General features: G+C 70.2%; 20 protein-coding genes. 7 read left to right on the top strand and 13 right to left on the bottom strand.

The window, feature by feature from the left end:
* The 3 genes from IPI43_26140 to IPI43_26130 all read right to left on the bottom strand — a co-directional run bounded on the left by IPI43_26140 (position 1) and on the right by IPI43_26130 (position 3,706).
* Positions 1-1,032, bottom strand: coding sequence for a hypothetical protein (locus tag IPI43_26140; protein ID MBK7777563.1), 1,032 nt, complete (start codon positions 1,030-1,032; stop codon positions 1-3).
* A gap of 56 nt (positions 1,033-1,088) precedes the next feature.
* Positions 1,089-3,104: an OmpA family protein gene (locus tag IPI43_26135; protein ID MBK7777562.1), complete on the bottom strand. Its 2,016-nt coding sequence runs from the start codon at positions 3,102-3,104 to the stop codon at positions 1,089-1,091.
* A gap of 176 nt (positions 3,105-3,280) precedes the next feature.
* On the bottom strand, positions 3,281-3,706 hold the full coding sequence (locus tag IPI43_26130; protein MBK7777561.1) for an RNA-binding protein: 426 nt from the start codon (positions 3,704-3,706) through the stop codon (positions 3,281-3,283).
* Positions 3,707-3,998: 292 nt separating this feature from the next.
* Here IPI43_26130 and IPI43_26125 point away from each other — a divergent pair, with 292 nt between their 5' ends.
* Entirely contained in the window at positions 3,999-5,177 is a 1,179-nt protein-coding gene (locus IPI43_26125; GenBank protein MBK7777560.1) for a fatty acid desaturase, read from the top strand.
* A gap of 12 nt (positions 5,178-5,189) precedes the next feature.
* On the opposite strand, the gene IPI43_26120 is transcribed toward IPI43_26125, so the two are convergent.
* Together IPI43_26120 and IPI43_26115 are read right to left on the bottom strand one after the other, a co-directional pair.
* Complete coding sequence (locus tag IPI43_26120; protein MBK7777559.1) at positions 5,190-5,696, bottom strand: hypothetical protein; 507 nt, start codon at positions 5,694-5,696, stop codon at positions 5,190-5,192.
* Between the two features lie 126 nt (positions 5,697-5,822).
* Positions 5,823-7,010, bottom strand: coding sequence for a HEAT repeat domain-containing protein (locus IPI43_26115; GenBank protein MBK7777558.1), 1,188 nt, complete (start codon positions 7,008-7,010; stop codon positions 5,823-5,825).
* A gap of 70 nt (positions 7,011-7,080) precedes the next feature.
* On the opposite strand from IPI43_26115, the gene IPI43_26110 reads away from it, so the two are divergent.
* The 5 genes from IPI43_26110 to IPI43_26090 all read left to right on the top strand — a co-directional run bounded on the left by IPI43_26110 (position 7,081) and on the right by IPI43_26090 (position 14,388).
* A complete protein-coding gene (locus tag IPI43_26110) occupies positions 7,081-7,458 on the top strand; it encodes a hypothetical protein (GenBank protein MBK7777557.1) in 378 nt (125 codons plus the stop codon).
* A gap of 211 nt (positions 7,459-7,669) precedes the next feature.
* Positions 7,670-8,278 carry a TetR/AcrR family transcriptional regulator gene (locus IPI43_26105; protein ID MBK7777556.1) on the top strand — a complete coding sequence of 203 codons (609 nt, stop codon included), beginning with the start codon at positions 7,670-7,672 and terminating at the stop codon, positions 8,276-8,278.
* Positions 8,271-9,803, top strand: coding sequence for a TolC family protein (locus tag IPI43_26100; protein MBK7777555.1), 1,533 nt, complete (start codon positions 8,271-8,273; stop codon positions 9,801-9,803). Before IPI43_26105 ends, IPI43_26100 begins: the two co-directional genes overlap by 8 nt.
* Complete coding sequence (locus IPI43_26095) at positions 9,800-11,044, top strand: efflux RND transporter periplasmic adaptor subunit (GenBank protein MBK7777554.1); 1,245 nt, start codon at positions 9,800-9,802, stop codon at positions 11,042-11,044. The genes IPI43_26100 and IPI43_26095 overlap by 4 nt, the downstream gene beginning before the upstream one ends.
* Complete coding sequence (locus IPI43_26090) at positions 11,041-14,388, top strand: efflux RND transporter permease subunit (protein MBK7777553.1); 3,348 nt, start codon at positions 11,041-11,043, stop codon at positions 14,386-14,388. The genes IPI43_26095 and IPI43_26090 overlap by 4 nt, the downstream gene beginning before the upstream one ends.
* A 32-nt stretch (positions 14,389-14,420) precedes the next feature.
* Here IPI43_26090 and IPI43_26085 read toward each other — a convergent pair whose 3' ends face one another.
* From IPI43_26085 to IPI43_26070, 4 genes are all read right to left on the bottom strand, one after another.
* On the bottom strand, positions 14,421-15,128 hold the full coding sequence (locus IPI43_26085; protein MBK7777552.1) for a hypothetical protein: 708 nt from the start codon (positions 15,126-15,128) through the stop codon (positions 14,421-14,423).
* A gap of 30 nt (positions 15,129-15,158) precedes the next feature.
* The gene (locus IPI43_26080) at positions 15,159-16,049 is read right to left on the bottom strand and encodes a GMC family oxidoreductase N-terminal domain-containing protein (protein ID MBK7777551.1); all 891 of its coding nucleotides are present in this window, start codon (positions 16,047-16,049) and stop codon (positions 15,159-15,161) included.
* Between the two features lie 11 nt (positions 16,050-16,060).
* Entirely contained in the window at positions 16,061-16,504 is a 444-nt protein-coding gene (locus IPI43_26075) for a hypothetical protein (protein ID MBK7777550.1), read from the bottom strand.
* Positions 16,505-16,602: 98 nt separating this feature from the next.
* On the bottom strand, positions 16,603-17,694 hold the full coding sequence (locus IPI43_26070; GenBank protein ID MBK7777549.1) for a quinone-dependent dihydroorotate dehydrogenase: 1,092 nt from the start codon (positions 17,692-17,694) through the stop codon (positions 16,603-16,605).
* An 80-nt stretch (positions 17,695-17,774) separates the two neighbouring features.
* On the opposite strand from IPI43_26070, the gene metF reads away from it, so the two are divergent.
* Positions 17,775-18,692, top strand: coding sequence for a methylenetetrahydrofolate reductase [NAD(P)H] (gene metF / locus IPI43_26065; GenBank protein ID MBK7777548.1), 918 nt, complete (start codon positions 17,775-17,777; stop codon positions 18,690-18,692).
* On the opposite strand, the gene IPI43_26060 is transcribed toward metF, so the two are convergent.
* Genes IPI43_26060 through IPI43_26045 form a run of 4 tightly spaced genes read right to left on the bottom strand, consistent with a single transcriptional unit; the run spans position 18,620 to position 24,203 of the window.
* A complete protein-coding gene (locus IPI43_26060; GenBank protein ID MBK7777547.1) occupies positions 18,620-21,382 on the bottom strand; it encodes a PHP domain-containing protein in 2,763 nt (920 codons plus the stop codon). The genes metF and IPI43_26060 overlap by 73 nt on opposite strands.
* Positions 21,379-22,449 (bottom strand): dihydrodipicolinate synthase family protein, encoded by a 1,071-nt coding sequence (locus IPI43_26055; protein MBK7777546.1) that lies wholly within the window; start codon positions 22,447-22,449, stop codon positions 21,379-21,381. Before IPI43_26055 ends, IPI43_26060 begins: the two co-directional genes overlap by 4 nt.
* Positions 22,450-22,485: 36 nt before the next feature.
* The gene (locus tag IPI43_26050; protein MBK7777545.1) at positions 22,486-23,601 is read right to left on the bottom strand and encodes a cellulase family glycosylhydrolase; all 1,116 of its coding nucleotides are present in this window, start codon (positions 23,599-23,601) and stop codon (positions 22,486-22,488) included.
* A complete protein-coding gene (locus IPI43_26045; GenBank protein MBK7777544.1) occupies positions 23,598-24,203 on the bottom strand; it encodes a hypothetical protein in 606 nt (201 codons plus the stop codon). The genes IPI43_26050 and IPI43_26045 overlap by 4 nt, the downstream gene beginning before the upstream one ends.
* Position 24,204: the final 1 nt, after the last annotated feature.

Below are 24,204 nucleotides of genomic sequence, written 5' to 3'. Positions count from 1 at the left end.
CTAGGCGGAGGTTGCCTCCGGGCGCACCACGTCCAGGATCTGCTGGCGGCGGGCGGCGGAGAGCAGCTGGAAGGCTTTGGACTCCAGGAGCTTGTCGAGCTCCCGGTCGCGGTCGAGCATATGCAGGCACTCGATGGCCGCTTCGACCACTTCGGGGTTGGTCTCGGCGCGCTGCAGGTACGCCAGCGCCTCGCTGTGGCGGCCGAGGCGCGCGGTGCTGACGCCCAGCATCGCGAAGAGCCGCCGAACCGTCTTCTCCGGCAGGTTGCTCTCGTCGCGCAGGCGGTGCCCGCGCAGCAGCACCTCGGCGTCGTCCCCCGCGTCGTAGGCGGCCTGCACGTCCGCCAACATGGCCTTCACGCGCGGGTTCTTGTGCCGGACCACGTCCCCCTGGGCTTCGCCCAGCAGCACCCGCAGGTTCTGGTGCATGAAATACAGCGCGATGAAGCCCAGGAACACCATGCCGCCCGTGAAGCCATAGATGGCGCCGCCCGCCAAGAGCGCCATGGAGGTCCCGTGCGTGAGGCGCTCGGCCCACAACGGCCGCATCACCTGCAGCAGGCCGAGGCGGAAGAGGCGTCCCCCGTCGAGCGGCCACATGGGCAGCAGGTTCACGATGGACCAGACGATGTTGATGTAGAGCAGGAACGAGATGGCGGCCTCGGCGTCGGGGCTGACCGTGACGCCGCCAGCGAGGAGCCCAAAGCGCGCCGCCAGCACCAAGACCCCGAGCAGCAGCCCCGCAAGCGGACCGGCCACCAAGATCAGCGCATCGTGGCGGTCTCGGTCGGCGCGCTCATGGGCACAGAGCCCACCCAGGCCGTGCAGCAGGATCTGCGGCGACAGCCGGTAGCGAGCGGCCACGAGCGCGTGGCCCAGCTCGTGGACGAGGATGCTCACGCTCACGCAGAGCGTGAAGACCAGCCCCTCTCTCCAGCCCAGTTGGTGCACGTAGAGCGCACCGAGCAGGAAGAACCAGGGGCTGATCCACACTGGGATGCCCGCGATGGAGAAAATGCGAAGACCGGTCACCCGCGCAAGGTCGTATGCGCGGGGTGACCGGTCAAGGCAGGTGCGGCAGCTCGGGTTCAGTCGTGGTGAATGACGAACTCGACGCGGCGGTTCTGGGCGTGCTCTTCCTCGGTGGTGGCGTTCTCGATGACCGGGCGAGTGGAGCCGTAGCCCTCGGAGCTGAGCCGCGAGGCGTCCACGCCACCCGTGGTCATGAGGTGGTTCATGACCGAGCGGGCGCGACGCTGCGAGAGCGTGAGGTTGTTGCGGGCACGGCCACGGCTGTCCGTGTGACCCTCGATGCTGATGCGGGTGATCTCGGGGTGCGAGTTCAACACGTTCGCGATCTGCGCGAGCAGCGGGAACGAGCGGTCCTCGATGACGTCGCGGTTGGTGCGGAAGTAGATGATCTGCGTGATGACCAGGCGGTCCTCTTGGATCTCCACGAACTGCTCCTCGAGACAGCCGTGGTTCTCACGCGGGCCAGCCTCTTCCGGGCAGTTGTCCATGCGGTCCACCACGCCGTCACCGTCGCGGTCGGGCTCCGGGCAGCCGCGGGCGATACCCACGCCGACCTCGTTCGGGCACGCGTCGTCGACGTCGGCCACGCCGTCGCCGTCGTTGTCGCGCTCGGGGCAGCCGTCGTCGTCCTCGTAGCCGTCCATGTCCTCGGCTTCGCGCGGGCAGGCGTCTGCCCCGTCGACGATCCCGTCGCTGTCGTTGTCGAGCTCGGGGCAGCCGTCTTCGTCTTCGTAGCCGTCCACGTCCTCCGCCTCGTCCTCGCAGGCGTCGTTGTGGTTGAGGATGCGGTCGCCATCGCGGTCGTCATCTTCGGGCTCGGGCTCGGGCGGCGGGGGCGGAGGCCCACCCACGGAGCCGATCGCCAGGTCGAGGCCCACGGTGGCCGAAAGGCCGAGCGAGAAGTCCGGCAGAAGTGTGTAGACGCCGGGCTGGACGAAGATGCCCACGTTCGGGGTGAAGCGGTAGCCCAGGTTCATGCCGAGATCGATGCCAATGGGCCCAGTGGTGGCCCAGATGCGATCCGCGTCCACCTGCTTGGGACGGACCTGGATCTGTCCGTAGGCGGCGCCCAGGAAGAGCGAGATGTGAAGCCCATCGGGCTTGGGCACGACCACGCGGAAGTGGAAGCGGGCGCCGAGCTGGATGAAGCTGAGCGAGCCACCGCCGTGGCCGATGCCGATGCGCGCGCGCAGCGAGACGCCGAGGCGCTCGGTGAACCAGAGGCCGAGGCCGACGTGGATGCCGGGCGCGAAGACGAAGAGGCCCGAGGTGACACGGACGCAGTAGTTGTCGGTCGTGGCCTCATCGGTGGGTACGGGGGCGTTGCAGCCGTTCTGTCCACCCACGTAGTAGCTGTCGTTGGACCGATCGTCGTCCATCTGCGGGTCGAACCGCTCGACACCCGTGGGAACGGTCCCGTTGAACGTCAGCACGGGTGCGTCGGCCGGCGTCATCTGGTCGCTGGCCGTGGCGGCCGCCATGTTGAAGCCCACCTCGAGGAAGAACCGTTGCCACGGCTCCTCCACCTCGGGGCGCTCACCGCTGACGCAGATGTTGCCTTCGCAGATGAGCCCGGCCGAGCACTGCTCGTCCTGATGACACGTGCCTCCCTCGTGCAGGCGCGGCGTATCGTCGCCATGGCGCGCAGCCACTTCCTCCGGCGAGAGCGTGCCGTCGATGGCGACGTCTTCGCGGGCGTCCACCAAGATCGCCTGCAGGTCTGGCGTGGCCAGCTCGGGGTCCAGCTCGACGGCGTTGTCCGTATGGACAGCCTGCCGGAACATGGCTCGCGCGCGGTCGCGGTCCTGGGTGGCGGCGTACTCGACCATGCCCTGGAGCACGTAGTAGCGGGCCATGTCCGGGGCGGGGCAGCCACCGCGCTCGCACGTGTCGACCGCAGCCCGCGCTTGTTCCTGGGCCTGATCGAGGTCCAGCGAGTGATACGCGTCACGCGCGGCTTGCGCCTGGGCCTGCGCGTCGTCGACTGGAGACTGCGCAAGTGAGCCCGCCGGACAGGCGAGCGCCGCGAAGACCAAGAGGAGAGGGAGTCGTTTGTTTCTTGGGTGTGACATGGCGGGCTCTCAGGGAGTGAACGATACATCAAACGTTCTTCGGGTTGTTTGACGAAGTTGTGCGCTGCGCAATTTCGTCACGCCCCTGAGCAGCTGTTGGTGGAGGCTCCAACGGCCCAATTGAAAAAGGGCCCCCTGCTGGGAGCCCTCTTCATTGGGTCAGGTGGACCGAGGTCTCACCAACGACCGCCGCCGCCGCCGCCGCCATCGCGACCGCCACGACCGCCGCCGCCGCCGTCACGACCACCGCGACCGCCGCCTCCGCCGCCATCGCGGTCACGACCGCCACCGCCGCCGCCGCCGCCGTAGCCGCCGCGACCACCGCCGCCGCCGCCGCCACCGCCGCCGCCGTCACGACGATCCTGGGCCTCGTTCACGTTCAGGGTGCGGCCGTCGAGGGTCGCGCCGTGCATCTGCTCCACTGCCTGGTCGGCAGCGCCATCATCGGCAAACGTCACGAACCCGAACCCGCGGCTGCGCCCCGAGTCACGGTCAGTGATGACCTTCGCGTCAGTCACGTCACCAAAGCGCTCGAACGCCGTGCGCAGCCCTTGATCATCCGTACCCCAGCTCAGGCTGCCCACAAATAGCTTCTTCGACATCACATTTCTCTCTTCTAGCCTCTCGTCCTGACCCGCCCCAAGCGAGCTCAATGGAGCCCGCGAAAGACGCCGCAGCAGTCAACATGACTGCTTGGTTCGATCACGCAAGAACCTTGTGTTGTGCGTCCCGAAACCGCTGCGAGAGTACCTTACGTGCGTTCATGCGCCCGGAAAGGCCCGTAAGCAAGCCGAATCGTGCATTTCTGCCGGCTGGGCGAGCCGGACGACGGGACGCCGGTTTGCGGCGTCCGGTCTGGAACGATACATCTCTCCGCCCTGGAACCCTGACGAGATGCCCACCACCTCTACCGCAGCGCCCACCTCCGAGGGTCACCGTACCCCGCCCCGCCCCGTCCCGCTGGCCGCCCGCGACATCGACCACGCGGGGTTCGCGCGGGACCTGGACGCGCTGAAGCGCGAGCTTCGCGCGCAGGCAGGCCAGCCCGACCTGGACCACCTGGCGAAGATCGAGCGCTGGGGCCGGCTGTGCACGGCGGCCGGATATGCGACGGCATGGCTCGCCCCCAACCCGCTCTCCGCGCTGCTGCTGAGCCAGGGGCGCCTGACCCGCTGGGCGATGGTGGCCCACCACGTGTCCCACCGCGGCTACGACCACGTGCCGGGCGTGCCCGAGGAGCGGACCAGCCGGACGTTCGCCGCGGGGAGCCGTCGCTTCCGAGACTGGTTCGACTGGATCGACCCACAGGCGTGGAACGTGGAGCACAACCGGCTGCACCACTACCGGCTGGGGGAGCTGGCCGACCCGGACCTGGTGGAGGCCAACCTCGACTGGCTGCGGGCGTCGGACCTGCCGCGGCCGGTGCGCATGGCGGTCATCGCGTTCTTCGCGAGCACGTGGAAGTGGACCTACTACGCCCCCAACACCCTGCGCGTGCTGCTGAACGACGGCGCTCAGCGCGAGGGCGGCGCACCCCGCACGCTGGCCTCCATGTGGGGAGAGCGTGCGCTCTGGGAGCGCTGCCTGGTGCCCTATGCCACCGCCCACTTCGTCCTCGCCCCCCTGCTCTTCCTGCCGCTGGGCCCGATAGCGGCCACGAACGTGCTGGTGAACAGCATGCTGGCGGAGTGGTTCACCAACCTGCACTCGTTCCTGGTCATCACCACCAACCACGCGGGCGAGGACATGTACGCCTTCGACGAGCCGGTCAGCGAAGGCAAGGGTGAGTTCTACTTCCGCCAGGTGGTGGGCTCCACCAACTTCCGCACGGGCAGTGACTTCAACGACTTTCTGCACGGTTTCCTGAACTACCAGATCGAGCACCACGTGTTCCCGGACATGAGCATGCTGCAGTACCAGCGCATGCAGCCGGCCGTGAGGGCGCTGTGCGAGCGCTACGGCGTGCCCTATGTGCAGGAGCCCGTGCTCACGCGGCTGCAGAAGACGCTGGCGGTGATGCTGGGCGACGCGAACATGCTGCGCGCGGCACCGCGCGAGGCCGCGCCCGCCTGAGCTGCTGGGCGCTCAGCGCTGGGCGACCCGGACGTTGGGCGCCGTGGGCGGGATGCTGCTGAGGCGGCGGACCAGATCCCTGTCCTGCACGCGCTTGGTGACGTGTGCTGCCAGGATGAAGAGCAACGGCGCGGTGAAGTAGAAGTCGCCCAGGCGGTCGCAGAGCATGATCAGCACGGACACCGCGCCCCAGGTGAGGTGGAGGATGAGGCCGTGCACGAACGCGAGCGGCACGCCGGTTCCGTAGATCAGGCGCAGGACGAGGCCGGTCTGCGCGACACCCACCGTGAGACAGAGAAGGACGCGTGAGAGGGAGGAGAGGCTGCCGCCGAGCAGCGCATCGACGCCATAGGCAGCCGGGCCGAGGGTCAAGCCAGTGAGGAACAACGTGGCCGCAGCCGCGCGCAGCGGACGCTTGGAAGCGACCTCGAGGACGTTGCGCGTGAGCCAATCCGTGACGACGACCTGGGTGGCGAAGAGGATGACGAGGAGGAGGACGTTGGTGAGGGTGCTGGACATGAGGAAGCTCCGGGTTGGGCCCCCGCGCGTGCGGCTGGGGCAGATGCCCGGTCTTCGTCCCTCGAGGCCGCCACTTGCTCGTGTCCTTCGATCTTTTTTCCGCGCGGCGCGCGTGGCCCGGTTGGCTCAGCCGGGTGGGAGCTCCGACCGCACGCCCTGGTACCACGCTCGGGCCACGCTGCCGGCCGCCGCCAGGTCCGTGTCCACGCGCTCGTGGTGGACGTCGAAGGTGAAGCGCGTCCCGAGACGCGAGCTGAAGGACTGGAGCGCGCGCAGGGCGGCGTCGTCGACGCGCGACCAAGGCGACCCGTCGTGGTGGCTCAGCCCCGGGGTGCCGTCGAGCAGGGTGAAGTCGCGCAGGTCGTAGACGTTGCTGGCGCTGTCGTCGAGGAGCGCGACCAGCTCGGGCACCGCTGGCCGGTAGTCGAGCCACGCGAGCGCGGTGGCAGCGGCAGAGCGCGGATAGGCATGGGCATCGCGGAGCAACGGGAGGATGGCCTGCGCCACGGCGTCACGGTCCGCATCCTGGGGCCCCACGATGGTGGAGAGCGCCGTGGCGGCACGGCCGCGGACACCGGGATCAACGTGCGCCAACAGCTCCCGGAGACGAGCGCGCAGAGTGCCCTGGTCCGGCCAACCTGCGCCGAAGGCCCCCAGGCGAAAGAGGGACCCCGAGACCAGCCAAGGCTCGGGCGCATCCAGCGCTGCCACGAAGGGCGCGATGTGCGACGGCGTCTCCACGATGACGCTCGAGTGCCAGAGCGCCTCGAGCGCTTCGAGGCGCCCGGCCGCCGAGGGGTGACGGGTGGCCAGCTCACTCAGCCGCGCTGCCACACCCGTGTGGGGCGATTCGCCCAGCAGGCACTTGATGGATGCCTTGATGGCCGCGGCCTGCACTCCGGGGTGATCGTCGCCCATGCGGCGCAGCACGATGGTGGCGTACTCCGGGCTGACCAGGGCCATGCGCTCGGCGTAGCGCGGGGAGTGGGTCCAGGTGGTCAGCAGCCCGCGCAGGGCCGCCGTCGTCACGCTGGGGTCGGTGCTCGTCTCGGCCAGCCACAGCAGCACGCGCGCGTTGTCGTGGATGACCACGCTGCGGGAGAAGCTGCCGTTGCGCAGCTCGGCCAACACTTCGGGCACACGGGCCCGTTCGGCATCACTCAGCACGACCAGCGCGCTCGGGGCCGGCAGGCCCGAGACAGCGGGGGCGGCAGAGGGGACGGCGGGGGTGTCGCCGCCACAGGCCCCGAGGAGCACGCCCAGGGCGGCCAGCGTGAAGAACGAAGCTGGGGGAAGCAGAAGGGCACGGGGCATGGCGGCATTCTGTCACTGCCACGCCGTGCACGCGCAAGTGGCCAGCGGGGGTGCGTGGTACGCTGGCGGCGTGAGCCTGCCCCGCCTCCCACTCTTGTTGGCGCTTCTGTGCGTAGGCCTCGCCGCCTGCCAGACCAGCAGCGAGCGCCGGCTGTTCGAGTCGTGCGAGGCCACCCCCGAGTGCAGCGTCGGGCTCGACTGCGTGGTGCTCCGGTCGGAGCCGGGCGCCACCACCGCAGGCGCTGGGTTCTGCACGTTTCGGTGCGCTCCGCGCTTTCCTTGCTCGGACGTGCTGGCCTGCACGGACGTGGACAGCGAGGGAATCGTGGTGGCCACGGGCGCGGCCGAGGCCCGCAACGCGTTCTGCCTACGGCCGTGCGGGGCAGACCGCGACTGCGCAGCCGGCCTGAGCTGCGAGGCCACCGCCGCCGGTCGTGTCTGCCTTTGAGACGAGGTTGCGGGTGGCGTTGGCCGCTCCGTTTGGAACCCACGGTCATTTGCTGACCGGCGGTCATTTCACGGTTGCCGCGTTGGGGTGATGGCGCTAGGTCTGCCGCACGGTCACTCCGTCGGCAGCCTCCGTCATGTCGTCGTCATCCCCACCATGTCGCCTCCGCTCCCGTCGTGAGCGTGAACGCGAAGCCCGCCGCGAGGCCATCGTGGCGGCAGCAGAGGAGTTCGTCGTGGAGACGGGCTACTGGGAGATGTCCATGGACGCAGTGGCGAAGCGCGCGGAGCTCTCGAAGGGCGCGCTCTACCTCTACTTCCAAAACAAGGACGCGCTGTGCGCCGAGATCGCGGTGCGGTCGATGCGCGACTTCATCCCGGCCCTCCGCGCCGCGGCCGATGCCGAGCCGATCGGCATCGGCAAGATCCGCCGGATGCTGGAGGTCTATGCGGGGTGGTTCGACAGCCACCCGCACATGTTCCGCTTTGCCATCCACTGGGCGGTGCCGGGCCAGCACCTGGACCCGGACAGCGAGTCCTTCGCCGAGTACCGCCGCTGCGTGGGCGTCATCACCCAGCTGGGGATTGACGCGACACGCCTCGGTCAGCAGGACGGCAGCATCCGCGCCGAGGTGGACCCGTTCCTGCTGAACATGCAGCTGTGGACCAGCTTCCTGGGGGTGTTCATGGCGCACCTGGGTGGCGACAACTTCCGCAAACGCGTGCCCTTCCCCATCGACATGGACGCCATCGTCCCCTTCCACATCCAACAGAGCCTGCGCGCCATCGCGGGGCCCAACGCCGAGCTTCCGAATGACTAACTCCAGCCTCGTGCTGTTGAGCACCCTCGCCCTCGGCGTGGGTGCCAGCGGCTGCATGTACCAGCGGCTGCGAGACCCGCAGCCGGCGAGTGAGCTGCCCGGCGCGTATTCGTCCACGTCGGCGGCTGGCGCGGGGAGCCCCGCGGGAGAGGGCGGCGAGGCCGGGATCCCGACGCCCCCCGCGGCCTACGAAGCCAGCGAGCTGACCGCGCCGTGGTGGGACCAGCTCGGCGACCCCGCGCTGGACGCCATCATCCGGCGGGCGTTGGCGGTGAACCTCTCGCTGAACGCCACGCGGGCGCGCGTGCGGCAGGCCGAGGCGCTGGCCGAGATCGCGCGCTCCTCGCGCTTCCCGCAGATCAGCTTCGAGGCGCGCTTCAACGTGGGCACCCAGCGCAGCGCGTTCCAAGGCAACACCCGCGCCATCCAGGTGAGCGCGTCGCTCCCGGTGAGCTACGAGGTGGACCTGTGGGCGCGGCGCAGCCGTGAGGCCGAAGCCAGCCGCCTGGACGTGGAGGCCATGCGCCTCGACGCACAGGCCGCGTACATCACGCTGGTGGCGTCCACCACGGAGGCCTGGTTCGACCTGCGCGCCGTGCGCGCGCAGCGCGACCTGATGGTGTCGCAGCAAGCCAACAACCAGACCTACCTCGAGCTGGTGGAGCTGCGCTTCCAACAGGGCCTGGCGAGCGCCGTGGACGTTCACCAGCAGCGCGTGCAGGTGGCCGACGCCGACGCCCAGCTGGCCCTGCTGGCGGGCACCGAGGAGGTGCTGCGGCAGCGCCTGTCCATCTTGATCGGGGAGCCGCCGAGCGCGCCCTTCCCCGAAGCAGAGGCCACCCTGCCCGAGCTGCCCGCTCCACCGGACGCGCAGTTCCCGGCGTCTCTGCTGATGAACCGCCCCGACGTCCGCGCCGCCGCTCGTCGTATCGAGGCCTCGGACCGGCGTGTGAGCGCCGCCATCGCGCAGCGCCTGCCCACCATCGTGCTGCACTTCACGCCCACCTACGGCTGGTCCACCTCCGAGATCATCGAGCCCGGGGAGAACGCCATCCCAGGCGTGGACCCGAACCGCTTCACGGGCGCCGTGAGCGGCTTCACCTACCAGGCTGGGGCGCAGCTCACCGTGCCGCTGTTCGACGGGTTCCGCGGGCGAGCCATGGTGGAGCTCGAGCGCGCGCGGGTGGCCGAGTCCGTGGAGACCTTCCACGACGTCATCCTGCACGCGCTGGTGGAGGTGGAAGCGGCGCTGGTCCAAGAGCGCCAAGAGCGCGTGCGGCTGCTGCACCTCGAGCGACGCATCGAGCTCACGGCGGCCACGCTGGATGCGGCCCAAGCGCGTTACCGCCAGGGCCTCAGCGACTTCCTGCCGGTGCTCAGCGCGATCGCCATGCACCAGGGCGCCGAGGCAGCGCTGCTCGACGCGCGCCGTCAGCTCATCTCACACCGGATTCAGCTTCATCGCGCGCTCGGCGGCACGTGGCCCGACGCGCTCATCTCGGAAGCGGAAGGCAACGACGAATGACCCAGCTTCGGACACGCAGCGAGCGAGGGCGCGCGCTGGTCTCGCTGCTCCTGATCCTGGGGGTGCTCGGCGCGGCGGCCGCCTTCTTCATGTACATGAAGAGCACCAAGCCGGAAGCCGAGCGGGTGGTCCGCGAGGACCTGGGCATCCTGGTGGAGGTCACCACCGTGGCGCGCGCCGACCACGAGGTGCAGATCCGTGCGCAGGGCACCGTGCGCCCCGCGCGTCAGATCGTGGTCATCCCCGAGGTGGGGGGGCGCATCCGCGCTCACCACCCGGCGCTGGTGGCAGGCGGTCGCGTGGAGGCGGGCGAGGTGCTGGTGCGCATCGACGCGCGGGACTACCAGCTGGCCGTGGAGGCCACGAGCGCCGAGGTGAACCGCGCCGAGCTGGAGCTGCAGATGGAGCGCGGCCGCCAGGCGGTGGCGCAGCAGGAGTGGTCCAGCTTCGGCAACCCCGAGGCCAGCGAGAGCGGCCGAGCGCTCGCCACGCGCGACCCGCAGCTGCGCACGGCGCAGGTGGGTGTGGTGGCGGCCAGCAGCTCGGTGGAGCGGGCGCGCCTGAACCTGTCGCGCACCGTCATTCGCGCGCCCTTCAACGCCATGGTCACCGTGGAGGCCGTGGAGGTGGGGCAGGTGGTCGGGCCCGCGGCGCAGCTAGCCACGCTGGTGGGCACGGATGAATTCTGGGTGCAGGTCTCCATCCCGGTGGCCTCGCTGCGCAGCCTGGTCATCTCCGAGACCGACGGGTCCCTCGCGACCGTCGTCCAGAACGTGGGCGGCGAGCGCATCGAGCGCGCGGGCCGCGTGGTGCGCCTGCTGCCGGACCTGGACCCGTCGGGTGCGATGGCGCGCGTGATCGTGTCCATCCCGAACCCGATGGACGGGGTCGGGAGCGCCGCGGTGCCCCTGCTGCTCGGGTCGTTCGTGGACGTGGAGATCGCCGCCCCCCCGCTCGAGGACGTCATCGAGGTGCCGCGCGCGGCGGTGCACGAGGGGAACATCGTCTACATCATGAACGGCGAGAGCCAGCTGGAGACGCGCCGGGTGACCGTGGTGTGGGGCCTGCGTGAGTCCGTCATGGTGTCGACGGGGCTCGAGGCCGGCGACCGGGTCATCCGCAGCCAGGTGGGCACCGCCCTCCCCGGCATGCGGTTGCGCACCGCGACAGCGGCCGCGAGCACCACTGCCCAGGCCAGCCCCCGTGCGCCCGAGGGCACCGCCGCGGAGCCCGCGCCGTGAGTGAGCCTCACAACGCGGGCGAGCCCGGCGCCGAGCTGCCGCCGATCGACCCGTCCATCCCGCTCGACGAGCGCAAGGACGGACATGCCGCGGACATCAAGGGCCCGGTGGCCTGGATGGCGCGCAACGGGGTCGCGGCCAACACCCTCATGTTCATGCTGGTCATTGGAGGCGTCCTCGCGCTCTCCAACGTGCGGCAAGAGGTGTTCCCCGAGGTGGAGCTCGACACCATCTCGGTGTCCGTGGCCTACCCCGGCGCGAGCCCGTCGGAGATCGAGCAGTCCATCATCCTTGCCGTGGAGGAGGCGGTGCAGGGACTCGACGGCGTGAAGGAGGTGCGCTCCGCCTCGTACGAAGGCAATGGGCTGGTGCTCGTGGAGCTCATGCTGGGCGCGGACCAGGACCGCGCGCTGAATGACGCGAAGAGCGCCATCGACCGCATCACGTCGTTCCCGCAGGACGCCGAGCGCCCGGTGGTGAGCCTGATCTCGAACCGCACGCAGGCCATCAGCCTGGTGCTGTACGGCGACATCGAGGAGGCCACGCTGCGCTCCCTGGCGGAGGACACGCGGCGCGACCTGCTGGCCGACCCGCGCGTGACGTATGTGGAGATCGGCGGCACGCGCGAGCTCGAGATCAGCATCGAGGTCCCCGAGGCGCAGCTGCGCCAATATGGCCTCACCATCGACGACATCGCCAACCGCGTGAGAGCGGCCTCCGTGGAGCTGCCGGCCGGGACCGTGCGAACCACGGCGGGCGAGATCCTGCTGCGCACCACCGAGCGACGCGACCGCGGCGCCGAGTTCGGGGACATCGCCGTGATGGCGCGCCCCGACGGAACGCAGGTGCTGCTGCGGGACATCGCCACCATCCGGGACGGGTTCTCGGAGGACGAGCGCGAGGTGCGCTTCAACGGGCAGCGGGCCGTGATGGTGAGCGCCTTCCGCGTGGGCAACGAGACCCCGCTCGACGTGGCCGCGGCTGTGAAGGAGTACGCGGCACGCGCGGCAGGGGAGCTGCCCGCCGGGGTGAGCGTCACCACGTGGGCCGACTTGAGCGAGATGTACGCGGACCGCATCAACCTCCTGCGCGAGAACGCGCTGCAGGGCCTGGTGCTGGTGCTGTTGATCCTGGGGCTGCTGCTCGAGGCGCGCCTCGCGTTCTGGGTGGCGCTGGGCATCCCCACGTCGTTCGCGGGCTCGCTCATCTTCTTCGACGTGACCGACGTGTCCATCAACATGATCTCGCTGTTCGCGTTCATCGTGACGCTGGGCATGGTTGTGGACGACGCCATCGTGGTGGGCGAGTCGGTCTACGACCTACGAGAGAAGGGCTACTCACGCGCGGACTCGGCCATCAAGGGGGTGAGCACCGTGGGCTTGCCCGTCTTGCTCTCCATCTTGACGACCTGCGTGGCGTTCCTCCCCATGCTGTTCGTGCCGGGGGTCATGGGGAAGTTCTTCCGCGTGCTGCCCATCGTGGTGATCCTGGTGCTCGTCGTCTCGTTGGTGGAGTCGCTCTACGTCCTGCCGGCGCACCTCTCGCACAAGATGCCGTGGTTGCTGGAAAAGCTGCTCTGGCCCATCTTGTTCCCGCTGCAGCTGCTGCCCACCAAGACCGTCTCGCGTGGCCTGGTGGTCGTGACGCAGCGCTTCTACTTGCCCACGCTCAAGGTGGCGCTGCGCTGGCGCTATGTGACGCTCATGACCGGCTTGGCCATGATGGTGGCCTCTGTGGGACTGATAGCCGGCGGGAGGGTGGGCTTTTCCTTCCTCCCCAAGACCGCCGGTGACGTCATCACGGTCATGCTGAAAATGCCCGTGGGGACGCCCATCGCCGACACGCGCCGCGCGCTCGAGCAGATCTCGGGCGCCGCTGAGCGCCTCATCGCCGAGCACCCCACCATCGCGGGCGGCAGCATCTCGCGTGGCATCTACCTGGACGTCGGCTCCAACACCTCACTCGAGCCCGACATCACGGGCGGCGCGGGCGTCTTCGGCAGCAACCTCGGCACCGTCATGTTCTACATGGTGGCGCAGGAGGAGCGCGAGGTGACCACCTCGGAGATCGTGCGCTTGTGGCGCGCGCAGGTGGCCGACATCCCGGGCGTGGACTCGCTGGTGTTCAACTACGACGTAGGCGCGCAGCCCGGCTCGCCGGTGGCCATCGAGCTGGTGCACGAAGACAGCGAGGTGCTGGAGGCGGCCGCGCGACGGCTGGCGGAGGAGATTCGCTCCTACTCGAGCCTGCGGGACATCGAGAGCGGCGTGGCGGTGGGCAAGGAGCAGCTGGACTTCACGCTGACCGCCGAGGGCCGCGCGCTGGGGCTCACCGAGGTGGACCTCGCGCGCCAGGTGCGCGCCGCGTACTACGGCACCGAGGCCGTGCGCCAGCAGCGTGGACGCGACGAGGTGCGCGTGTTCGTGCGGCGCCCGCGCGAGGACCGCAGCTCCCTGCACGAGGTGGAGCAGATGATGGTGCGGGCGCCCTCGGGCGTGGAGATCCCGCTGGCGCAAGCGGCGCACGTGTCGCGCGGCCGGGCCTACACCGTGATCCGCCGCACCGAGGGGCGACAGACCATCACCGTCACCGCCGACGTGGAGGACGGCGACACGAACGCCGGCGAGATCGTGGAGCGCATCGTGGCCAACGAGGTGGCGCAGCTCGAGCGTGACATCCCGGGGCTGACCCACAGCCTGGGCGGCGAGCAGGAGCGCCAGGCCGAGACCATGAACTCGCTGAAGCTCGGCTTCACGTTCGCGCTGTTCGCGATGTACGCGCTGCTGGCCGTGGGCTTCAAGAGCTACGCGCAGCCCATCCTGGTGCTGCTCGCCATCCCCTTCGGCTTCATCGGCGCCGTGTGGGGCCACGTGCTCATGGGCTACGACCTCAGCATCATGAGCCAGATGGGCATCGTGGCGCTGGCGGGCGTGGTGGTGAACGACTCGCTCATCTTGGTGGAGGCCACCAACGAGTTCCGGGCCGAGGGGCACGACATCTGGCGAGCGTGCTTGATGGGAGGCGCGCGGCGCATCCGGCCCATCTTGCTCACCTCGCTGACCACGTTCTTCGGGCTCGCGCCCATCATCCTCGAGACCAGCGTGCAGGCGCGCTTCCTGATCCCCATGGCCATCAGCCTGGGCTTCGGAGTGCTCTTCGCCACGTTCATCACGCTGCTGCTGGTGCCGGCGGCGTACATGGCGCTCGAAGACGCCACGCGCGGCATGGGCAACTTCATGCGCTGGTTGAGCGGTGACGAGCCCGTCGACGAGCCCGAGGAGCCCGAGGGCCCCGCGGACACGCTGATCTCCGACCCGGGCCTGGGCAGCCAGCCGGCGGAGTAGCCCGCGAGAGGGCTACGCCGGGCCCGGGGAGGCTACGCCAGCAGCGGCTTCCCCAGGATGAGGTCACACGTGCGCTCGGCCACGGCCACCGTGGGAGCGTGCGTGTTGCCCGAGGGCAGCAACGGGAACACCGAGGCATCCACCACGCGCAGGCCCTCGATGCCGTGCACCCGGCAGGCGCTGTCCACCACGGCGAGCGGATCGTCGGCGGCGCCCATCTTGGTGGAGCCCACGGGGTGGTAGACGCTCATGCCGTCGGTGCGCCAGTACTCGAGGATCTGCTCGTCGGTCGCGACCTGGTCGCCGGGGACCAGCTCGTGCGTGGCGTGCGGCGCGAAGCTCTCCGACCGGTAGATGGCGCGCAGCAGCTTGTAGGCCTCCACCGAGAGCCGCTGGTCGTGCTCCGTGGCCAGGTAGTTGTGCACGATGTTCGGAAAGGCCTTCGGGTCCTGGCTGCTGGCATGCACGCTGCCGCGCGAGGTAGGCCGCACGATGGTGATGGTGGCGTTCACCCCCGGCTCCTTGCTGGCGACCATGTTGCCGTCGGAGTCCTGGCTGCCGGCACCGGGCGTGAAGTGGATCTGGAAGATGGGCCGCTCGGCGCCCTTGTTGGGCACGAAGGCGCCCACGTTGGCCGCCGGGAACGTGAGCGGCCCCTTCTTGGTGAAGAGGTACTTGAAGGTGTTGAACACCACGTGCGGGAACTTGCCGTCTTCCGACAAGACCTTCTTGGTCTTCACGCCCATCTGACACCAGGCCTGGTAGTGGTCCTAGAGGTTCTCGCCCACGCCAGCCAGCTCGTGCAGCAGCTCGACGCCGAGGCCCTTCAGCACGTCCTTCCGACCGATGCCCGACAGCTCGAGGATGGGCGACGAGTTGTAGGCGCCGGCCGAGAGGATGACCTCCTTGGTGACCTCCGCACGATGCACAGTGCCCTTCTTGTCCTGGTAGTCCACGCCGATGGCGCGCTTACCGTCGAGCACGACGCGCTTCACGTAGGAGTTCAGCGTGATGACCAGGTTGGGGCGCGCCTTCACTTCCTTGTCGAGGAACGCATCGGCCGAGCTCCAGCGCTGACGGTCCTTCTGGTTGACCTGCATCATGCCGATGCCCTCTTGGTTCTCACCATTGAGGTCGTCGTTGCGCGGGATGCCGAGGCTGTTGGCGGAGGCCAAGTAAGCCTCGGTGATGTCGTAGTTGAAGGACGGATACGTGACGTTCAGCTCGCCGCCCTGCCCGTGGTAGTCGCTGGCCGGACCCGGCTCGAAGTGCTCGGACTTGCGGAAGTACGGCAGCAGCTCGTCGTAGCTCCAGCCCTCGCAGCCGGGCAGCGCGGCCCAGTCGTCGTAGTCCTGGCGCTGGCCGCGCATGTAGATTTGTCCATTGATGGAGCTGCTGCCGCCCAGCACGCGCCCGCGCACGATGTGCACCCTGCGGTTGCCGAGGTGCGGCTCCGGCTGCGTCTCGTACACGTTGCTGACGGACTTGTCGTACATCAGCCGGCTGAAGCCGATGCCCATCTTGATGAGCGGGTTGTTGTCCTTGCCGCCGGCCTCGATGAGGAGCACGCGGGTCTTGCCGTCGGCGGAGAGGCGGTTGGCGATGCAGCAGCCGGCCGAGCCCGCCCCGACCACGATGTAGTCATACTTGGTGTTGGACATTTTGTTTTCTGTCAGCTGGTGTAGCCGCTGTCGAAGAAGATCAGCACGGCGATGACGTTGCGCAGCAGGGTGAAGCTGCCGCAGCAGCTCTCGGCCTGGCCCCAGCGCGAGCCATCCTTGTAGATGTCGCCGTCGCTCTCGATTTGACCCATGCGGCTGCCGTTCATGTAGACGTCGCCGTCGCTCTCCACCTGGCCGATGCGACTCCCGTTGCGGTAGATGTCGCCGTCGTCTTCGACCTGGCCCACGCGGCTGCCGTTGACGTACACGTCGCCATCGCTCTCGACCTGGCCCACGCGGCTGCCGTTGATGTAGACGTCGCCATCGTCTTCCAGCACGGCCCAGCGCGAGCCCCCGCGGTAGATGTTGACGTCAGCCGACGCGGTGGCGGCGCCGCTCGCCATGAAGGTGAGAGCGGCGGTGAGCGTGCAGAGGAAGCAAGCGGCTCGGGTCATGCCGCTCAGCGTACCAAAACGAGAGCGAGAATGTGCCGCAGCGTCAGATGTTTCAGGGCTTTGCAGTGCGCACCACAGCCTGAAACGGCTGGCCGCCGTCAGGCGTCGACACCCACGGCGTCGGCCACCCGCTCGAACCCGTCACGACGGGCCAGGCGCTCGAGCCCGCGGGCCAGGCGCTTGGGCAGCATGGGCCCGTGGTAGATGAGCCCGGTGTAGACCTGAATGAGCGTGGCCCCAGCCCGGATGCGGGCGTAGGCGTGCTCCGGCGTCTCCACTCCGTCCATTGTGACCAGCGTCATGTCCGGGCCGACACGGGCTCGCAGCCGCTTGAGCACGGCCAGCGAGCGAACTTCGAGTGGCGCACCGCTCAGCCCGCCGGCGCCGCAGGCCTCCACCCGGGCCGGGTGCGAGCGCAGGCCCACCCGGGAGATGGTGGTGTTGGTGGCGATGATGCCGTCCAGCCCGAGCTGCACGGCCAGGTCCGCCACCTGGTCCACGTCTTCGTCGGCGAGGTCGGGCGCGATCTTCACCAGCAGGGGCACGCGCCGTGTGGGCGAGGAGACGCGGTCGATGGCCTCGCGCACCGCCACCAGCAGCGGCTGCAGCTTCTCCACGGCCTGCAGGTTGCGCAGCCCGGGTGTGTTCGGGGAGCTCACGTTGACCACCACGTAGTCGGCCAGCGGGGCGAGGCGCTCGGCGCTCAGCACGTAGTCGGACGGCGCGTCTTCCTCGGCCACCACCTTGCTCTTGCCCAGGTTGACGCCCACGCGGGTGTCACGCGGCACGGCGAGGCGCTCGGCGGCGGCGGCGCTGCCCCCGTTGTTGAAGCCCATGCGGTTCACCAGCGCGCGGTCTGCCGGAAGACGGAAGAGGCGCGGCTTGGGGTTGCCCGGCTGGGCCTGGCCCGTGAGCGTGCCCACCTCCACGAAGCCGAAGCCCAGCGCCCCCAGCGCCTCGAAGCCCTGCGCGTCCTTGTCGAAGCCCGCCGCGAGCCCGACGGGGTTGGGCAGGCGCATGCCGAGCGCGCGCGTCTCGAGGGCCGGGCTGGTGGCCGAGAAGAGCGCACGCAACAGGGCCCGGAACGGCCGCACGCGCGCGAACGCCCGCAGCATGGCGAACGTGATGTGGTGCGCCGTCTCTGCGGGGAGCAGGTACAGCAGCGGTCGCAGCAGGAATCGATACAGCATCGCGGCGGGCAGCCTAGCAGGCTGGCTCGCACGCGCTTGCTCGCGTGGGCGTTCCGCTTCGTCCCTGCTAGGGTCCGCCGATGCGCATCGCAGACCGCCTGAAGCACAAGCGCCCCGTGTTCAGCTTCGAGTTCTTCCCGCCCAAGACCGAGGCGGGCGAGGTCGTCTTGTGGAAGAGCCTCGAGCAGCTCGCGAAGCTGCGCCCCGACTACGTGTCGGTCACCTACGGCGCTGGCGGCAGCACGCGCGCGCGCACCATCGAGCTGGTGGGTCGCATCAAGCGCGAGCTGGGCATCGAGGCCATGGCGCACCTCACCTGCGTGGGCTCCACGCGCGACGAGATCGCCGAGATCCTGGACCGCTTGGGCGAGCTGGGCATCGAGAACGTGCTCGCTCTGCGCGGGGATCCGCCGAAGGGCAGCGAGCGCTTCGAGGCCGTGGCCGGGGGCTTCACGCATGGCACCGAGCTGGTGTCGTTCATCCGTGAGCGCTACGGCGATGCGTTCTGCGTGGGCGCGGCCTGCTACCCGGAGGTGCACCCCGAGGCCACGGACGCCGACGCGGACTTGCGCCACCTGGTGGAGAAGGTGAACGCCGGCGTGGACTTCCTGGTGTCGCAGCTGTTCTTCGAGAACGCCGCGTTCCTGAGCTTCTGCGATCGCGCGCAGAAGGCGGGCGTCGCGGTGCCCATCGTGGCGGGCATCATGCCGGTGACCAACGTGAAGCAGATCGAGCGCTTCACGGCCATGTGCGGAGCGAGCTTTCCGCAGCCCTTCGCCGAGCACCTGCGCACCATCGAGGACGACCCGCAGGAGGTCTTCTGGGCCGGCGTGCAGTACGCGTCGCACCAGTGCCGCCAGCTGCTCGAGCCGCAGCGCGAAGACTTCTTCGGGCCCGCGCCGCTGGGCGTGCCGGGCATCCACTTCTACACGCTGAACAAGTCGCCCGCGTCGCGCGCCATCTTCGAGATCCTACAGCTGACCCGCGCCGCCTTCTGAGTCCTGCGCGTCGCGCGTGACGGCGCTGTCGGTGGGGGCACGGGGCCCGCGTCGTCCGGCCCTGCTGTGCCATCGCGCGCGGGCTGCGGCACGCCCGCGTCGACGGCGGGGAACCAGCGCAGCAGGCCGTCGCCGTCCGCGTCCACGAAGATGGGGTTGGTGAAGGCCATGGGGATGACCGCTCGGCGGCCCAGGAAGTCGTCCATGGGCATGTCGGAGCGCACGCGCACGACCAGCGGCGCGTCGCGGTCCACGGGCACCCGCAGCTGGCCCTGGTAGCGCACGATGGGCGGCGCTTCGTCGGCAGCGACCGTCCCCGGCTGCAACACGGGAGCCGCGTGCCGGATGGGGAGCGTGGTGACCAGCGTGCGCCCCACGAAGACCTGCAGCTCCGCCACGTCGATGTAGGCCGGGGCGCGCACCACCACGTCCACCAGCACCTCGCCGCCCTGCGCGACCACGCGGTCACCCGGCAGGCTCCCCGCGATGCTCACCTCGAGGAACGGTCCGCTGGTCACGAAGACGCGCCCGGCCCGCAGCGCCGTGAGGATGGTGGCGGGGTCGCGCGCGCCGTCGGGCGCATAGACGTAGGTGCGCGGGTAGCCGGCCCAGTAGTAACGCACCAGATGCGAGTCGCTGTTGCCTGTGCCCACCACACGGAAGCCCGTCTCCAGCAGCGCCAGCCACTCTTGAAAGACGCGCTCCACGAAGGTGGGGCGCGAGAGGTCGTAGCCGTTCCACACCTCGAGCAAGTCATAGCCGGCGTCATAGGCGCCCCCGGGGCCACCGGCAGCCTGCCCCGTGGCGGAGTCGAGGCCCGTGAGATCCCAGTATCCGATGTTGGGCTCGAGCCGCGGGTGGTTGACCTGCACCAGCACGTCGGGCCCGAGCGCGTGCAGCTCCGCGAAGAGCTCCGCGGGCGTGCGCTGCCGGAAGACTGGCGCGCCGTTGCGGGGCAGCGCCTCGTCCAGTGGAAAGGGAAAGGCGTTGAAGTGCCCGAAGTTCGGATCCCAGGTGGTGACCTCCACACCGATGACGGTGCCGAAGTCCGTGAGGCCGTGCGCCACGATGGCGGGGGCATAGTCCGTGACGTGGTTGTGGTCCGTCGGCACCGCGAACCCGATGCCCTCCGCAGCGAGCGTGGCCACGCGGTCCTCGATGGGCACCTCGCTGTCGTCGCTGGGCGACTGGTGCACGTGGAAGTCGCACGCCACCCAACCGCGCGGTGGCACCACGTGCTCGATGCGCGCGTCGATCTCGGGGCGGGTGCCCTCGGTGACGACCACATCGGAGACCGCCACGGACCACTCTGGGCCGTGGCTGACGATGATGCGGTAGGCGCCCGGCGGGAGCGGGATGACCGCCTCACCGGTGGCAGTGACCACGGCCTCCCCTGCGCCGCTGGCGAAGTGGTCGGGGCCGAGGGCTGGCGTGGCGGTGCCCTCACGCCCGAGGATGCGGATGCGCGCCGGCATGGGGCTGCCACTCAGGTCCCCGAGGCGCACCCAGACTTGCCCGCCCTTCGGGATGATCAGCCGCACGCGCTCCCCCGCCACCACCTCGCGCGACTCGCTCGGGAGGTAGCCGTAGGCCTCGGCGCGCACCACGAACGAGTCGCCCACCGCGAGGTCCCCCAGCAACGGCAGCGTGGCTACGCCGCGCGCGTCCACATAGGCATCCAGCAAGATGGGGCCGCTGCGCCGCTCGAGCCGCACGTGCGTACCCGTGGGCGCGCCCGGCACCACCACGGACGCCTCGGGGAAGTGGCGCCCCTCGAGCCAACCGACGCGGCGCACGGCGTCGGAGAAGCCGTAGGACGAGAGCGCGAGCCCAAAGCCCTGGCGCTGCGGCGCGTCTGGAACCAAGGCACGTGGGGCCACCGACACGAGCGTCTGGTCGAGCTCCACCGAGTCGCCGTGCTGCTCGGTCTCCACTTGGATGACCACGTTCTGGCCTTGGGCGAACACGGCTGCCCCGGTGATGCCGTCGGCCGCGCGCATGTCCGCTCCGATGACCGGCGCGGTGGTCACGAGCGAGCTCACCACCAGGCCGTGGCCCGGGACGAAGGGTGTGTGGCCACCCCAGCGGACCACCAGCCCCGCGGCCAGCTGCACTTCGTCGTCGCTCACCAGCTGGGTGGCGATCATGAGCGCGTGCCGGTCGTCGCTGAGGCGGTACTCGAGGAACACGCGCACCTCCGTGCGGCCCACGGTGGCCTTGCCTTCCAGCCGCATGGCCAGGCGCCGGCCCTCTGGCCCGCGCTCCACCAGCCGGAAGGACTCGAACTCCACGGGGTAGTCGGTGGTGCCATCGGTGACCACCGGGGTGAGCGTGGCGCCGCGCGTGAGGCCCTCGCCGTTGGCCAGCGACGCCTCCAGCACGGCCCCTAGCGGCGCGTCTTCACGTTCGCCCCCGGCGATGACCACGCGGAGCGTCTCGCTGACCAGCACCACGTCCCCACGCGCGGCGACCACGCCCAGGCGGCGCGGTGCGCGCTCCTCGTTCTCCACCACGTAGACCTGGACGCCGGCCGCCTCCAGGCTCGCCGGCCCGCGGTGGTAGCGCTGGACCAGCGCACAGGTGGCCAGGCCCGCGATGCCCACACCCAGCGTGAGCGCGAGGATCACGCGCGTGGTGCGGCGGTGGCGCTGCACGAACGAGGGCCGCCCCTCGAAGTCTTCGGGCTTCAACGGCAGAGCGCCGACCAGACGTCGTCGTCCGCCAGCCTCGCTGTGATGGACACCGAGAAGGCCGCCTCGATGGGCTGCAGCAGCTCGGGCGCGCTCTGGTGCACGGTGCGCAGCGCGGCACGGCACTGGGCCACGGCGGCGCGGCTCATGGAACCGAGGGGTGCGCGCAGGCCGTGCGAGAGCATGCCCAGCCCCGCCATCATGGTCTTCACGGGGCTCGGGTTGCGGAACTTGTCGGTGGTGACCACCTCGCGGCCGCCAGCCAGAGTGCGCTTGGCCGGCACGGCGCAGCCCACCAGCCCGAAGAGCGGCTTGAGCTGGGCCTCGAGGGCGCGCGCCCGCTCATCCTCTGCAGCGGCCTGGGCGCGCACCAGCTGCGACACGGCGCCTGGGACGATGTTGCTCATGACGCTGATGACGCCCGACGCCGAGATGCGCGTGTCCCGCATCATGGCCAGCGTGAGGTCGTCATCGCCGGAGAGGATGGCCAGCGAGCTGCCCGCCAGCATGCGGTCCTCGGCCATGCGGTCGAGATCGCCGGTGGCCTGCTTCACGGCGGGCACCATGTCCGGCGCGTTCTGGTGCAGCAGCGCGAGGTCCGCCGCCGAGAGCGCGCAGCCGCTGCGAGCCGGGATGATGTACGGGACGATGGGGAACCCCGGCACCGCCGCGAGCACGCGCTCGTAGTACTCCTCGCGGAGCTCGAGCGAGCTGGGCCCGTTGTAGTAGCAGTCCACCAGCAGGCCGGCGCTGGCCCCGAGGTCACGCGCGTGCTTGCTGCTCCAGATGGCCTCGTCGGTGCTGTTGCTGCCGGTGCCGGCCAGCACGCTGACGCGCGCGCCCGCGACCTCCACGCACAGCTGGATGACGCGGTTGTGCTCCTCCCAGGTGAGCGTGGGCGACTCACCCGTGGTGCCGCAGGGGACCAGGCCGGTGATGCCGTTCTCGACCTGGAACTCGACGTTGGCCCGGAAGGCCGCGTCGTCGCACTTGGCTCCGTCGCCGCTTCCCGTGAAAGGCGTGACGAGGGCGGTGAAGGCGCCGTGCGGATCGAAGGGCTTGCTCATGACCGCCCGAAGATAGCAGCACCACGCCCGTGTGCATCAGCTCGCAGTGAGCAGGGCGCAGACCGCCTGGTGCTCGGGGCGGACCAACAGGCCGTCGTAGTCCGGCCGGCCACGCTCGCCGATCATCCATGGGAGCATGCCCAGGCCGAGAGAACGGGCCGCGTGCAGCCAGCCGCGCATGACCTGCAGGCGCTCTTCCTGGAGCGTGTGGTGGCCGGTCTTCCAGCCCAGCTCCTCCACCAGCAGCGGGACACCGTGCGCGTGGGCCAGGGCGGCGCGATCGCGCAGCAGCTCCGCGCCCACCCGGACGGCCTCGGTGGCGCGCGCGTGCCAGGGCTGGACCCGCAGCAGCCAGGGGTGGGTGGCGAAGGGGTAGAGGTGCAGCGTGGCGAAGTGCACCGCGCCCGAGGCCAGCACGGCGTCCATGTCTTCGCCGTGGTCGCCGCGGTGGCCAGACCCGCCCCAGCCCACCCGCTGTTGGGTGCCTGCTGCGTCGAAGGCCGCGCGCATGGCGAGGGCCCAGCGGGCCAACGTGCGCCCGGGGTCGCGCTTCACCCGGAAGCCGGGCCAAGCGCCGCGGCGCTCGAGGCGCGCCTCGTTGCAGAGCTCCCAGGCGAACACCGCGGGGTCGTCGCCGTAGCGCACCCCGGTGCGGTGGTTCACCCGGGTGACCAGGTGGCGGATGAACTCGGACTGCGCGCGGATGCAGCGCGGGTCGTCGAAGAAGGCGTCCTTGTCCTTGCGGTCGGGGGCCGCCATGCGCACCACGGCGGGGGCGCCGCCGTAGTCGGCCCAGTTGTTGGCCACCGGCAGCAGCAGCGAGATGCCCCGCTCGGCCGCCAGCGCCAGCACCGTGTCGAGCGCGCGGAAGCCCGGCTCGTGGAAGGTTCCATCGGCGCTGCGCAGGCGCCCGGGGCTGTCGCCGCTTTCGAAGAACGCGTGGGTGCGGATGAGCGGGCGCCCGAGGGCGAGCGCCTGGTCGAAGATGTCGTGCACGTGGGAGAGGCGCCCACGCGCCACGTGGTCCAGCAACGGATAGCTGCCCACGCCGCGCGGCACGAAGGGCGTGGCCGCAGGACCCGGCTGGCAGAACGCGCCACCGGCCACCGTGACGAACCGCGAGCCCTCGCCCGGCCGAGGGGCTGGGCTCACGCGCGCGTCATCACTTCCCGCGCGATGACGTGGCGCTGGATTTCGCTTGTGCCCTCGTAAATGCGCGTGACGCGCACGTCTCGCTGGCTGCGCTCCACGGTGGCCCGCCCGGGGTGGGAGGCCGGCACGAGCTCGGCCGCCGCGTCGCACACGCGCTGCGCGCTCTCGGTGGCGAACAGCTTGGCCATGGAGGCCTCGCGCGTGAAGGGCACGCCACGCTGCTTGAGACCGGCGGCGGACTCCACCAGGAGCCGTGCCGCGTCGAGCCGGGTGCGGGCGTCGGCCACGGCGAAGTCCGCCAGCTGGCCCGGCCGCGCGCTGCGCACGTGATCCGACAGCACCGCGAGCGCCCCCTCGGCGATACCGATGGCCTGGGACGCGATGCCGATGCGGCCTCCGTCGAGCGCCATCATGGCCACGCGAAAGCCGCGGCCGTCTTCGCCCATGAGCGCGGTGGCGGGCACGCGCACGTCTTCGAGGGCCAGCGCGCAGGTGGCCGAGGCACGCAGCCCCAGCTTGTCTTCCTTGCGCACCACGCCGATGCCGGGCGTCTCTCCCGGGACCGCGAAGCACGAGATGCCGCGCTCGGTCTTGGCCCACACC

The organism is Sandaracinaceae bacterium (assembly GCA_016706685.1).
In the GTDB taxonomy this organism is placed as follows: domain Bacteria; phylum Myxococcota_A; class Polyangia; order Polyangiales; family Houyiibacteriaceae; genus JADJJE01.
This window is presented reverse-complemented; position numbering and strand designations above follow the sequence as displayed.

Coding starts and splice junctions, on each gene's coding strand:
- IPI43_26135 (MBK7777562.1), bottom strand. CDS start 3,104: ATGTCACACCCAAGAAACAAACGACTCCCTCTCCTCTTGGTCTTCGCG.
- IPI43_26130 (MBK7777561.1), bottom strand. CDS start 3,706: ATGTCGAAGAAGCTATTTGTGGGCAGCCTGAGCTGGGGTACGGATGAT.
- IPI43_26125 (MBK7777560.1), top strand. CDS start 3,999: ATGCCCACCACCTCTACCGCAGCGCCCACCTCCGAGGGTCACCGTACC.
- IPI43_26120 (MBK7777559.1), bottom strand. CDS start 5,696: ATGTCCAGCACCCTCACCAACGTCCTCCTCCTCGTCATCCTCTTCGCC.
- IPI43_26115 (MBK7777558.1), bottom strand. CDS start 7,010: ATGCCCCGTGCCCTTCTGCTTCCCCCAGCTTCGTTCTTCACGCTGGCC.
- IPI43_26100 (MBK7777555.1), top strand. CDS start 8,271: ATGACTAACTCCAGCCTCGTGCTGTTGAGCACCCTCGCCCTCGGCGTG.
- IPI43_26095 (MBK7777554.1), top strand. CDS start 9,800: ATGACCCAGCTTCGGACACGCAGCGAGCGAGGGCGCGCGCTGGTCTCG.
- IPI43_26080 (MBK7777551.1), bottom strand. CDS start 16,049: ATGTCCAACACCAAGTATGACTACATCGTGGTCGGGGCGGGCTCGGCC.
- IPI43_26075 (MBK7777550.1), bottom strand. CDS start 16,504: ATGACCCGAGCCGCTTGCTTCCTCTGCACGCTCACCGCCGCTCTCACC.
- IPI43_26070 (MBK7777549.1), bottom strand. CDS start 17,694: ATGCTGTATCGATTCCTGCTGCGACCGCTGCTGTACCTGCTCCCCGCA.
- metF (MBK7777548.1), top strand. CDS start 17,775: ATGCGCATCGCAGACCGCCTGAAGCACAAGCGCCCCGTGTTCAGCTTC.
- IPI43_26055 (MBK7777546.1), bottom strand. CDS start 22,449: ATGAGCAAGCCCTTCGATCCGCACGGCGCCTTCACCGCCCTCGTCACG.